Annotated in this window: 8 protein-coding genes; 4 read left to right on the top strand and 4 right to left on the bottom strand. The window is 59.2% G+C overall.

All coding sequences use genetic code 11. The features are described from left to right. Positions 1–48: 48 nt before the first annotated feature. Both AADW57_RS01765 and ccsB read left to right on the top strand, forming a co-directional pair. Positions 49–2,031, top strand: a complete 1,983-nt coding sequence (locus tag AADW57_RS01765; RefSeq protein ID WP_445819193.1) for a cytochrome c biogenesis protein ResB — start codon at positions 49–51, stop codon at positions 2,029–2,031. A gap of 12 nt (positions 2,032–2,043) precedes the next feature. Then, a complete protein-coding gene (ccsB, locus tag AADW57_RS01770; protein WP_341668340.1) occupies positions 2,044–3,402 on the top strand; it encodes a c-type cytochrome biogenesis protein CcsB in 1,359 nt (452 codons plus the stop codon). Between the two features lie 196 nt (positions 3,403–3,598). On the opposite strand, the gene AADW57_RS01775 is transcribed toward ccsB, so the two are convergent. From AADW57_RS01775 to AADW57_RS01790, 4 genes are all read right to left on the bottom strand, one after another. Further along, complete coding sequence (locus AADW57_RS01775) at positions 3,599–6,502, bottom strand: putative bifunctional diguanylate cyclase/phosphodiesterase (RefSeq protein ID WP_341668341.1); 2,904 nt, start codon at positions 6,500–6,502, stop codon at positions 3,599–3,601. A gap of 200 nt (positions 6,503–6,702) precedes the next feature. Next, positions 6,703–7,971 carry a diaminopimelate decarboxylase gene (gene lysA / locus AADW57_RS01780; RefSeq protein ID WP_341668342.1) on the bottom strand — a complete coding sequence of 423 codons (1,269 nt, stop codon included), beginning with the start codon at positions 7,969–7,971 and terminating at the stop codon, positions 6,703–6,705. 44 nt (positions 7,972–8,015) lie between these two features. Next, positions 8,016–8,150 carry an LPS translocon maturation chaperone LptM gene (lptM, locus tag AADW57_RS01785; protein ID WP_341668343.1) on the bottom strand — a complete coding sequence of 45 codons (135 nt, stop codon included), beginning with the start codon at positions 8,148–8,150 and terminating at the stop codon, positions 8,016–8,018. 101 nt (positions 8,151–8,251) lie between these two features. Then, on the bottom strand, positions 8,252–10,690 hold the full coding sequence (locus AADW57_RS01790) for a penicillin-binding protein 1A (RefSeq protein WP_341668344.1): 2,439 nt from the start codon (positions 10,688–10,690) through the stop codon (positions 8,252–8,254). Positions 10,691–10,808: 118 nt separating this feature from the next. Between AADW57_RS01790 and AADW57_RS01795 the strand changes: the two genes are divergently transcribed. Together AADW57_RS01795 and aroB are read left to right on the top strand one after the other, a co-directional pair. Next, complete coding sequence (locus tag AADW57_RS01795; RefSeq protein ID WP_341668345.1) at positions 10,809–11,414, top strand: shikimate kinase; 606 nt, start codon at positions 10,809–10,811, stop codon at positions 11,412–11,414. Then, the gene (gene aroB / locus AADW57_RS01800) at positions 11,415–12,503 is read left to right on the top strand and encodes a 3-dehydroquinate synthase (protein ID WP_341668346.1); all 1,089 of its coding nucleotides are present in this window, start codon (positions 11,415–11,417) and stop codon (positions 12,501–12,503) included. The last annotated feature ends 2 nt before the right edge of the window (positions 12,504–12,505 follow it).

A 12,505-nucleotide genomic window follows, 5' to 3' on the forward strand; every position in this document is an offset into this window, starting at 1 on the left:
TCTCCCGTGCGCCGTTTTGCTGCCGATTTTTTCGAATTGCTGGGCTCGATGCGTTTTGCCATCAGCCTGCTCATGTTCATCTGCGTCGCCAGCCTGATCGGTACGGTACTGGCCCAGAATCAGCCGGCTAACACGTATATCGATCAATTCGGTCCTTACTGGTTCGAGCTGTTCGATCACTTTTCCATCTGGTCGGTCTACAACAGTCCCTGGTTCCTGGTCATCATGGCTTTTTTGGTGGTTTCGACCACCTTGTGTGTTTTGCGCAACGCGCCCAAAATGATCCGCGACATGCGGGCCTTCAAAGAGCATGTGCGCGGCGGCAGCCTGAAGGCGTTTCCGCATCGCGTGGAATTGAACAGCGCCGGTTCGCCCGAACATAGTCGCGAACAAGCGCAAGGCTGGTTGCAGTCGCAAGGGTATGCGGTCAAAGTGCGCCGCGATGACGACGGCAGCATGATGCTGGCGGCCAAAAAGGGCAGCGCAAACAAGCTGGGGTATATTTTTGCCCACCTGGCGATTGTGGTCATCTGTGTGGGCGGCCTGCTGGACAGCGAACTGCCGGTGCGCTTGCAGGTCTGGCTGGGCGGCAAGGAACCCATTACCGAAAACATGCTGATTTCCCAGGTCCCCGATTCGGGTCGTATGGCCTTGGGCAACCCCAGCTTCCGAGCCAATATGCTGGTCCCCGAAGGGGCGCGTACCGCATCGGCCGTCATCAATTCCGGCGAAGGCGTGCTGGTTCAGCCTTTGCCTTTTGCGTTGGAGCTCAAGCGTTTTCTGGTTGAATACTATTCCACCGGCATGCCCAGCAGCTTCAAAAGCGAAGTCGAAGTCACCGACCCGGCAACCGGCGAAAGTTTCGAGCGCACCATCGAAGTCAACGAACCCTTGCGTTACAAAGGCGTGACGGTCTATCAGTCCGGTTTTGACGATGGCGGCAGCCGCCTCACCTTGGAAGGCTACCCCCTGGTCGGTGCCAGCAGCAAGACGTTTCAGCTCAAGGGCACGGTGGGCGAAAGCGCGGTCATTACAGCCCAGGAAAACCCCGCCGCCCAGCCCATGACGGTGCAGCTAACCGAATTGCGCCCGATCAACGTCGAAAACCTGACCGAAGGCGACCCCCAGCCCAAGGCCATGATCGAGCACGTGGCGGCCGTTACCGGCAGCGCGGCCAACAACAAGAACGAACATCTGAAAAACGTCGGTCCCAGCGTCAACTATCGCATTATCGACGAACAGGGTCAGGCGCGCGAATTCGTCAATTACATGATGCCTGTGGAGCTGGATGGCACATTGGTGTTTCTGGCCGGCATGCGCAATTCTACGGCCGAGCCCTTTCGCTATGTGCGTCTGCCCGCCGACGAAAACCGCTCGCTCAAAGAGTTCATGGATGTACGCGCCGCCACCCAGGACCCCGCCCTGGTCGAGCAGGCCGCCGAGCGTTTTGCGCAGCGAAATTCCAGTTCCCCCGAGCAAAAAGACCTGATGCTGGCGGCGTCCCGCACCTCGTTGCAGGCCTTTACGCGTGCGGGTTTTGACGGCATTATTGGTCGTGTGCCCGAGGCCGAGCGCGAACGCATTCTTAGCTTTGCCGTGCCCATGATTCAGCTGACGCTGACCGAATTGCGCGATCTGGTCCGTCAGAAGCAGGGCCTGCCACCGCTGGATTACAGCCAGGAAAACAACGAAGCCAACCGCTGGATTCAATCCGCTGTGCTGGCGTTTGCTAATCTTCCCGATTATCCCGCGCCGGTCATGCTGACGCTGGATAGTTTTGAACAAGTGCAGGCCAGTGTCTTCCAGGTGGCGCGCAGCCCCGGCATGTACACCGTGTACCTGGGTTGTCTGTTTCTTATCATCGGCGTGTTTTCGATGTTTTACATACGGGACCGTCGAGTGTGGGTTTGGATACGTCCACACGAGCAGGGCAGCAGCCTGATGGCTGCAATGACGTCGCAACGTCGCAACTTGGACTTCAACCTCGAATTTGACCGCCTTCAGGAGGCGTTCAAACGGCTCTCTGTCTGACAAGGTGTAGCTATGGCGCAGACTCTATCCTCGTCCACTCCAACCATGTGGCACGACAATATTGCCTCCAGCGGTGATCGTCGCGGTATTCGCGGCCGCCCCGATTGGACCGATTTACTGTATCTGGCTCTGTTGGTGGCGGGCGCGGCGTATGCGCTCAATACGTACAGCACCAGTATGGATTATTACGAGAAACTCATTCTCGTGGGCTTTGTGCCTTTCGTAGCGTGGCTGGGTTGGCTCTGGCGACCGTTGCGCACCCTGACCCTGGTCTGTGGCGCGGCCGCTGTGCTGGCCATCTGGCTCTACAGCACGGGCGGCGGATTGATCAACGGCGATATCCAGAAGGCGGATACTGTTTTCTTGCTCAAGTATCTGTTGTCCTCGCAGTCGGCCATCTTGTGGATGTGCTCATTGTTCATCCTGGCGACGGTGTTGTACTGGGCGGGCTTTTTCAGCGATACCGCTGCCTGGATGGCGTCGGGCCTGACCTGGGCCGCTGTCTATGCCGGTACGACGGGTCTGTTGGTGCGCTGGCGTGAAGGGCACCTTCTGGGGCCGGACATCGGCCATATTCCGGTCAGCAATCTGTACGAAGTGTTTGTTCTGCTGGCGCTGATCACCGCCTTGTTCTACCTGTATTACGAGCGTCGGTACAACACGCGCGCGCTGGGCGGTTTCGTGCTTCTGGCCATCAGTTCCCTGGTTGTTTTCCTGTTGTGGTATTCCTTTACCCGCGACGCCCACCAGATCCAACCGCTGGTGCCGGCCCTGAAAAGCTGGTGGATGAAGCTGCATGTGCCAGCTAACTTTATTGGTTACGGCACGTTCTCGCTGGCCGCTATGGTGGGCTTTGCCTATCTGGTCAAGGAAAATGGCGAAACCCGTTCGCGTGGCAAGCTGATCCCGCTGTTCCTGATGGGTGCCATTCTGTGTGCCGAGCCCATGATCTTCGGTTCACGCGAATTGTCGCCGACCTGGATGCTGTACTTCGGTTTGGGTAGTGTCATGGTGGGTACCATTTTGTATTTCCGTGGCCCGATCGCGCGCAAGCTGCCTTCGCTGGAGGTGCTGGACGACATCATGTATCGCGCCATTGCCGTGGGCTTTGCGTTTTTCACTGTGGCCACTGTGTTGGGCGCTTTGTGGGCGGCCGATGCCTGGGGTACGTACTGGCAGTGGGACCCCAAGGAAACCTGGGCCTTGATCGTCTGGCTAAATTACGCTGCCTGGTTGCACATGCGCTTGCTCAAGGGCCTGCGCGGCACGATGGCCGCTTACTGGGCTCTGGCAGGTCTGCTCATCACCAGCTTTGCCTTCCTGGGCGTCAATATGTTCTTGTCGGGCCTGCACTCCTACGGGGAACTGTAAGCCGATAATGCCGCGTCAGGCAAAAGCCCGCCATTCGCATGGCGGGCTTTTTTGTTTCTGTGTGGATGGCAGGTCACTATCTATTGTGGGTTGATCAAGTCGTGGCACTTCGTGGGGTATCTGTGCCTCTGTGTAGGGCCGACTTAACCGCAAGGGACGTTCAGGCGTGTTCTGACAGACGGGCGGGGGCATCCTGTCAGATCGTAGGCAAGTGCTTTTGTTGCGACTCCAGCAGAAACTGGCGGGCGGGTTCGTCTTTGACCAGATCCGTGATGGCTGTGGCATTGAGCAAATCGGCCGGGGTGCAGGCGGCCGATATAATGAAACCTTGTACGTAGTCGACACCAATTTCCTGCAAGGCCAGCAAGGTGGGTACGTCCTCCACCCATTCGGCAATGCTGATCATGCCCAGATTGCGCGCCAGCTCCACAATGGTGCGCACAATGGCCACATTGGTTTCTTTGTTGAGCATGTCGCAAATAAGCGCGCCATCGATCTTGATGGCATCGGCGGGCAGTTCGCGCAGATAGGAAAAAGAGGTGTAGCCGGCACCGAAGTCGTCCAGCGCGATACGGACCCCGGTTTGCTGCAGGCGGCGCATAAAGTGACGAGTGTGCTCCAGATCGTCCAGGGCCACGCCTTCGGTGATTTCCACGCATAGTTTGCGCGCCAGATGTTCGTAGCGGGCCAGGATGTCGAAAAACCACTGGATGAATTTATCGTCGTTCAGGGATACGCCGCTGAGATTGATGTTCACCAACTGTGTGCGCGCCAGCTGTTTTTCGTGTTTGGACATCCACTCCAGCGTAGCGGCAAATACCCATTTATCGATGATGGTGATCGTGCCGCTTTCTTCGGCCGCAGAAATAATGCGACCGGTCGGGATCAACTGGCCGGAAGAGTCGCGCACCCGCAGCAAGACTTCGAAATTCAGGCTGTCTATGGGGCGGCGCAAAGAGACGATAGGCTGCATTTCCAGATACAGACCACGCGATGAACCACCTTCCAACTGCTCGAACAGGCGCAGTTCCTCGGCATGCTCTTGCAAGGCGTTGGAGCCTTGGTCGTAGACCACCATGCTCTGGTGCTGGCGCCGGGCTTCGCGTGCGGCACGGCTGGCTGCCGAGATCGCATCCTGCGGACTCATGTTGGGCGCAACCTCTACCAGGCCCATCGTGCTGCGCAGATTGAAGCTGCGATTGCCCGCCAGCAGCGGGCTTTTATTCAAGGTATCGATGACTTCATTGGCCAGGGCGCGGGCTTGCTCGGGCTCGCAGTCCTCGAAAATGATCACAAATTCGTCGCTGCCGATGCGGCCAACTTTTTCCCCGGCTTGCAGCACCGCTTCTAGTTGCTCGCAGACTTTCAGCAGCAAAGCGTCGCCCGACGAATGGCCAAATGTGCCATTGACGTATTTTATGTGGTTCAGATCCAGATACGCCAGCAGGCAGGGCTTGTCCTGGGCGCTGCGGCTCATGGCCTGATTCAGGGCTTTTTCGATGCCGCGTTGATTCAGGACGTTGGTAACCGGGTCGTTGTCGGCCATCAGGCGCAGTTTGCGCAGAGTTTCGGCACGGGCCGTAATGTCCTGCAACGAGCCTTCTATTTGCTGGTTGACGATGGCTGCGCGTAGCGTGAACTGATATTGTCCCAGATGGGTGTCGGACCGCTCTATATTGATGTCGTTGCCTGCCAAGGTGTTTTGGGCAACAGTTTGCCAGTTCTGTTCGGGAAAGAAGTCTGTCCAGTGTATGGTGGGCCCGGCAGGGTCGAAGTCGACGCCCAGTGCAGTAGCCAGTACTGGATTCATGCGTATGAATACCCCCGCTTCATTGAGCGTGAACATGCCGATTGGGGTCAGGATGTAGTGGGCCATCAGCTCGTTGCGCGCGCGCAAGGCTTCGCTGCGTTCGTCGCGCAAACGCTCGCCCACGGCCAGCGCGACCAGCAGATTAGACAACAGTAGGGTGATGACCCCGTTAAAGTTCTCCACGAAGCTGGAACGCCCGAAGGCAGCCAGGAAAATGGCGGAGATCAGCACGCACAGGGCCATGCTGAGTAACACGAGCTGCCAGAGCATGACGCGCGAACGCGCTTGCAGCAAAATGGACAGCAGCACCCAACCGGCACAGCATAGCGCGTAGATGGCGCTGAACCACATCAAGGGCTGGAATAGGGCGGCCGGTGCCAGCAAGGAAGCCGGCAGCAGGGTCAGGCTGAGCAGGCCTACCGAATGTAGCCAGCGCTGCTGCAAGCGGGAATGGATGGAGGAGCGCAGCAGCAAGGTAAACAGCGAATAGCTCAGTACAAAATAGCAGGCAATGGTCAGCCGGCGCAGAACCGGCATGATTTCCGCAGGCAAGGTATGGCCCAGCCACTGCATGTCCCAGCCCATCGCCATAGAACCCAGCCGCAGATTGCCGATCAGCCAGACGGCCAGTAGCAGGTAAGTCCATTCCCGGTTGGTGGCAGCCAGGATCAGCATGAACAAGGCAATGGTCAGCAGACCGCCTTCCAGCAAGCCGACGCCGCGCGTGTAACGGATCGAGGAGTGCTTGATGTCGTCCGCGGCCCACCGTTCTATGTGTAGTTGGCTGGAGCCGGCCGGATCAATGCGGCATACGATGGCAGAGGCGTTGCCGGGCTCTAAGGTGTAGCCCTGGATAGGGGAGCGCAGCGCCTGCGTGGACAAGCTATGGTCGCGTACGGTCAGGGGGTGTTCAGTGTCGGCTTGCAGGCAGTGTAAGGTGTTGAAATGCGCAGCCGGAAAATACAGAACCTGGTCAGGTGGTGTCTGTTGTTCGCCCAGTGCCAGCAACAGCCAGTGCGGTTTGTCGACTTGCAGTTGGCGTTGTGCTGGGCTGGCGGTCAGTCGTTCTATCAGGGCGGCATCAGGTTCGCTTTGCGTGCTGGCCAAAGCATGAAAACTTAAAACCTGCCCGGATGGCGCGGGGTAACGGTTAGGTAAGAAAAAAAGTGCCCAAAGAGTGAGCAGAATCAGGAACAGGGGAATGACATAAAAGCTCAAGCCGCGAATCAGGCGTTCGCTGGTTGAGGAGACAGGTTCGAGGCTGTCTATCTGTATTCCTGAAACGGTCATGATGGCGGTACAGTCTCCAGCGCTTACCATCGAACTGCCCGGCCGCCGACAGTGGAGTTTGGGCGTACCTGTTCAGGGTACGTCGGGCCTGGGCCGGAAGGTATGGTTGTACCATCCCGGCCCGCAAGATCACCCGTTTAACGGTTCGTGCGCTGACTTCTTTAAGGCTGAATAGTCGGAATATTCAGGCCCTTTATCATTCAGGGCAGTAATCGTTCGGAGGCAAACAAACTGTCCAGCGTTTCACGGGGGCGGATGACGTGGACCTGGTCGCCGTCGACCAGGACTTCGGCGGCCCTGGGCCGCGTGTTGTATTGGCTGGCCATGGTGAAGGCGTAGGCACCGGCCGACATAATGGCCAGCAGATCGCCTTGTTCCAGAGCCAGTTGGCGGTCGCGCGCCAGCCAGTCGCCGCTCTCGCAAATGGGGCCGACCAGATCGTACTTAGGGGTGTCGGCGGTGACGGCGCGTGGCTGTACCGCTTCAACGCTATGCCAGGCGTCGTATAGGGTTGGCCGGATCAGGTCGTTCATGGCCGCATCGATAATGGCGAAATTTTTGGTTTCGCCGTGCTTGAGGTATTCCACGCGGGTCAGCAGCACGCCGGCGTTGCCCACCATAGAGCGGCCCGGTTCCAGCACGATTTCCAGATGACCCAGGCCATGCGCGTCCAGAGCGACGAAAACCTTGCTGAGCAGGTCGGTGGGGGTGATCAGGGTTTCGTCGGTATAGCGGATGCCCAGGCCACCGCCCAGGTCCAGGTGGTGCAGATCAACGCCCTGATCTTTCAGTGTCAGGATGAGTTTAATCAGCTTGTCCAGCGCATCCAGGTAGGGACTGACCTCGGTGATCTGGGAGCCGATATGGCAGTCCACGCCGACGATGTTCAGGCTGGGCAGTTGTTGGGCGCGGGCATAAATGCGTGGTGCGTCTTCGATAGGCACGCCGAATTTATTGTCTTTCAGGCCGGTGGAGATATAGGGATGGGTGCGGGCATCGACATCGGGATTGACGCGCAGGGAAATGGGCGCAATCCGGTTCAGGCGTGCCGCCACCTGGGCGACCCGTTCCAGTTCGGCTTCGGACTCGATATTGAAGCATTTGACGCCGGCTTGCAGCGCCGCTTCGATTTCCCAGACTTGTTTGCCCACGCCCGAGAACACGACTTTGCCGGGATCGCCGCCGGCCGCGATGACGCGGGCCAGTTCGCCGCCGGAGACGATATCGAAGCCGGTGCCCAGGCGGGCGAACTCTTGCAGCACGGCCAGATTGGAATTGGCTTTCATGCCGTAGCACACCAGCAGCTTGCGGCCTTCGCCGGCGACCCGGTAGGACTCCCATGCATCACGCAGCGCCTGTCGGGAGTACACATACAGCGGCGTGCCGAACTCATCGGCCAGGCGATTCAGGGCAAGCTGTTCGGCGTGCAGAGTGTCGTTCTGGAATTGGAAGTGGGGTGCAACAGTCATGGTGTCGTCAAAGGGCAGAAAAGAGGGTGGGGAAGGCCAAAAAGCTATCGGGGCGCAGTGTCGGCGTCCTGGGTTTGTTCGGCGGGCGGATGGTAGAGCGGGCCTTTGTAGCCGCAGGCACCGAGTACGGCAGTCAGCGTCAACAGGGCCAGCAGGCGAAAGGGACGGGCCTTTTTCATGGCGTATTCCAATGGGGCGGGCAAAGAAGATCATTATGCCATCGGCCAGGCCAAAGCAAAAAAAACGCCGGCATAAGCCGGCGTTATAAAGAAGATTCAGACTAAAACGGCACGAACTGATTCGGGCTGCCGCCCGTGTTCTGTTCGGGGGCAATCTGGCGGAGCAGATCGCCGATGCCGTCGTTGCCGCTGTCTGCTGATAGATCGCTGTCGCCGGGAGCGGGTAGCCCGACACGCGCAATGGCTTGCCCGGGCGGGAACTCGTTAAAGTAGAAGTCGCCGTTGGTCTTGGTCAGGCCGCTGGGAATGGGGCCAAGCGGCACGTTGGGCTTGCCTTGCAGGGCGGTGCGCATGTAGTTGATCCAGATAGGCATGGATGCGCCACCGCCTGTTTCGCCCGAACCCAGGCTGCGAGGCTGGTCAAAGCCCATCCAGGCAATGCCCACCAGATCGGGGGTGTAGCCGGCGAACCAGGCGTCCTGGGAATCGTTGGTGGTGCCGGTCTTGCCGCCGATGTCGGTGCGCTTGAGCTCGCGCGATGCACGTGCGCCGGTGCCGGAGGTGGCTACGCCGCGCAGCAGGTCATTCATGACATAGGCCGTGCGCGGGTCAATCGCACGGGCGGCGGCATCGCCGGCCACCAGTGGCTTGGCGCGCATGATGACTTTGCCGGTGCTGTCGGTGACGTGATCGATCAGGTAAGGCACCGTGCGGTAGCCACCATTGGCGAATACCGAGTAGGCTCCGGCCATCTGCAGCGGGGTCACGCTGCCGGCACCCAGGGCCAGTGGCAGCACGGCAGGCTGGCGTGCCTTGTCAAAGCCGAATCGGGTGATGTATTCCTGTACGTATTTGGGTCCGACCGCCTGCATGATACGGATGGACACCATATTCTTGGATTTATACAGGCCTTGGCGCATGGTTAGCATGGGCTCATAGGTGCGGCCGTAGTTTTTTGGGGTCCAGGGCTTGGAGCCGGTTTGGGCCGCCGTCAAGACGAACGGCTCGTCCGAGATCTGGGTGGCCGGGGTCAGGCCGCGTTCCAGCGAGGAGGCGTAAATAAATGGCTTGAAGGCCGAACCCGGTTGACGCCAGGCCTGTGTGACACGGTTGAATTTGCCGTCCGAAAAGTGGAAACCGCCCACCATGGCCTGAATGGCTCCATCCTGTGGACGCACCGACACAAATGCCGCTTGCACGGCAGGCATGTTGATGACTTCCCAGTAATCGTCGTTCTTGAACAGATAGACCACGGAACCGCGCTGGATGCGCACATCGGCCTTGGCGTTCTTGACCAGGCCGCGAGCGACGATCTTCAGGGCGCGCTTGTCGGTGACATCGATGATTTCCTGGGCGGTGCGGGCCACGCGGATGCGGTCTGGCGCTGCTTCCAGGACGACGCCGGTCAGCAGGTCGCCCGTGTCGGGGTATTTATCCTGCATTTCGTCCAGAATGGCATCCAGGCGGGCATGGTCGCTTTCGATGCCGGCCGGCAGATCCACCTGGCCCTGTGGTCCGGTGTAGGGAGCGCGACGGGTGTAATTCAGGACACCGTTGCGCACGGCCAGATAGGCGGCTTCCTGGTCGGTGGAGTTAATGGTGGTGTAAATATTGAAGCCGCGCGAATAGACGTTGTCCTGGTAGACGCCATAGAGCAGTTGGCGGGCCAGTTCGGCGGCGTATTCGCCATGAATGGCGTAGCCGCCTGCGGGCGTGCCAAGCGCCGACTTGATCTCGATTTCCTGGGCCATCGCATCCTGGTATTCCTGCTCGGTGATGTAACCCAGGGAGCGCATGCGGCCCAGCACATAGGCTTGGCGTGTCTTGGCGCGTTCAAAATTGGCAATGGGGTTAAAGCGCGACGGGGCCTTGGGGATACCGGCCAGCATGGCTGCTTCGGCCGCCGTGATCTCGGCCAGGGGCTTGCCCAGATAGGTGCGCGAGGCAGCGGCAAAGCCATAGGCGCGATGGCCCAGATAGATCTGGTTCATGTATAGATCCAGAATCTGGTTTTTGCTGAGCGTGGCTTCGATCTTGAAGGTCAGCAGCAGCTCATAGAACTTGCGGGTATAGGTTTTTTCCGACGACAGGTAGAAATTACGCGCCACCTGCATGGTGATGGTGCTGGCACCCTGTGTCTTGGACATGTGGGTCAGGTTGGCCAATGCCGCGCGGCCCACGCCCATCCAGTCTATGCCGCCATGCTGATAGAAGCGGTCGTCTTCCGCCGCCAGAATGGCCGATTTCATGACATCGGGGATTTCGTCAAAGCGCAGCACATTGCGGCGTTCTTCGCCGAATTCGCCGATCAGCACTTTGTCCGCCGTATAGATGCGCAGCGGCACCCGGGGGCGGTAGTCGATCATGGCGCTCAGGTCGGGCAGGTTGGGCCAGGCCAGCGCCAGGGCGAGCGAGCCGAGCAAGGCTGCGCACAGGCCTAGCCCGGCTATGAAGACCGCTGTCTTGGCGACAAAGCGGGCGAGCCAGGAGCCGGACGAATGCTGGGACTTGGAATTGGGGGAGTGGGCAGAAGAACTCATTAGGGCTGATTTTAAAGTCCAAACGGGGCTGGACTTTGCCTTGCGCCTGGCATCAATGTAACAAAATAATTCTAAGCAGCGGACTGTGCTTCGGGTGGGCTAATGGGATAATACACAAATGATCCACTCTTTACCCGCAGACCTGATGCCTGTAGAACATCCTAGCCCCTTATCAGAGTCCGAGCTGCTCGAATTACAACAGGCCGGTTCCCGGCCCATTATCCTGGTAGGTATGATGGGTGCAGGCAAAACCACCATAGGCCGTCAGTTGGCGCGGGAACTGAAGCGCGAATTTCTGGACCTGGATCACGAACTGGAAGCACGCAGCGGTGTGCGCGTGGCCACTATCTTTGAGTTTGAAGGTGAAGAAGGGTTCCGCAAACGGGAGTCCGCCGTGCTGGATATCTGTTCGCGGCTGCCGGGCATCGTCTTGGCGACCGGTGGTGGGGCGGTATTGTCCGAGGCCAACCGCCAGCTTATAAAGGATCGCGGTATCGTCGTGTATTTGCGCGCCAGCGTGGACGAACTGTATCGCCGTGTGGCGCGCGACCGCAACCGGCCGCTGCTGCAAACGGCGGACCCGCGTGCGCGTCTCCAGGAATTGCTGCAAGGGCGCGAACCCTTGTACGAAGAAGTGGCCGACGTACACTTTGAAACCGGCTCTGCGCCCGTGCACCATGCCGTGCGCCAACTGTTGTCTCTCCTGAAAGAACGAGGTTGCTGAATGACTGTAGTGCATGTGGCCGTCGAAGGCGGTGCCTATCCCATCCATATTGCTGCCGACCGCCTGGAGCGGTTGGCCGACAGTGTTCCGTCCGATGTCACGGCCGTGGCAATTGTTACAAATCCGACCGTGGCCGCTTTGTATCTGGAGCCGGTTCGGCATGCGCTGCAGGCGGCCGGCAAGCCTGTGCATGTGGTCGAACTGCCCGATGGCGAAGCCTACAAGAATTGGGAATCCCTGAATCTGATCTTTGACGCGTTGCTGGGCCGTCACCTGGATCGCAAGACACTGATCGTCGCGTTGGGCGGTGGCGTCATCGGCGACATGGCCGGGTTTGCGGCCGCCTGCTTTTTGCGCGGGGTACGGTTTTTGCAGGTGCCGACGACGTTGCTGGCGCAAGTGGATTCGTCGGTCGGCGGTAAAACAGCCATCAATCACCCGCTGGGCAAGAATATGGTGGGCGCGTTCTATCAGCCTATCGCCGTGGAAGTGGACACGCGCGTGCTGCGTACTTTGCCGGCCCGCGAAATTTCCGCCGGGCTGGCCGAAGTCATCAAATACGGCATGATTGACGACCGCGACTTTTTCGACTGGTGCGAAGCACACATCGACGGCATGCGTGCTCTGAACGAAGCGGATATCGTGCACGCCATCCGGCGCTCCTGCGAGGTTAAGGCCAAGGTTGTTTCCCAGGACGAACGGGAGTCGGGTCTGCGTGCCATTCTTAATTTCGGTCACACTTTTGCGCATGCAATCGAGTCGGGCATGGGATACGGCCAGTGGCTGCATGGCGAAGCCGTGGGCTGCGGCATGATCATGGCGGCAGAATTGTCCGCTCTGGTCTGCGGTTTACCGGCTCACGATGTGGCCCGCATTCGCGCACTGGTTCAGGCTAGCGGCTGCCCCGTCGATCCGCCGCAGTGGCCGGCACAGCGCTGGCTGGATCTGATGCAGGGTGACAAGAAAAACGAAGGCGGCCAGCTGCGCTTTGTGTTGCTGGATGAGTTGGGCCATGCCGTGGTTCAGGCTGTCGAGCCGGATGTGGTGCGCCGGGCGCTGGCGCGTTTTGATTCCGCCGTGCAGGAGTAAAT

The organism is Alcaligenes sp. SDU_A2, from assembly GCF_038237375.1.
Classification (GTDB): Bacteria; Pseudomonadota; Gammaproteobacteria; order Burkholderiales; family Burkholderiaceae_B; genus Alcaligenes.

Coding starts and splice junctions, on each gene's coding strand:
- AADW57_RS01765 (WP_445819193.1), top strand. CDS start 49: ATGCGTTTTGCCATCAGCCTGCTCATGTTCATCTGCGTCGCCAGCCTG.
- ccsB (WP_341668340.1), top strand. CDS start 2,044: ATGGCGCAGACTCTATCCTCGTCCACTCCAACCATGTGGCACGACAAT.
- AADW57_RS01775 (WP_341668341.1), bottom strand. CDS start 6,502: ATGACCGTTTCAGGAATACAGATAGACAGCCTCGAACCTGTCTCCTCA.
- lysA (WP_341668342.1), bottom strand. CDS start 7,971: ATGACTGTTGCACCCCACTTCCAATTCCAGAACGACACTCTGCACGCC.
- lptM (WP_341668343.1), bottom strand. CDS start 8,150: ATGAAAAAGGCCCGTCCCTTTCGCCTGCTGGCCCTGTTGACGCTGACT.
- AADW57_RS01790 (WP_341668344.1), bottom strand. CDS start 10,690: ATGAGTTCTTCTGCCCACTCCCCCAATTCCAAGTCCCAGCATTCGTCC.
- AADW57_RS01795 (WP_341668345.1), top strand. CDS start 10,809: ATGATCCACTCTTTACCCGCAGACCTGATGCCTGTAGAACATCCTAGC.
- aroB (WP_341668346.1), top strand. CDS start 11,415: ATGACTGTAGTGCATGTGGCCGTCGAAGGCGGTGCCTATCCCATCCAT.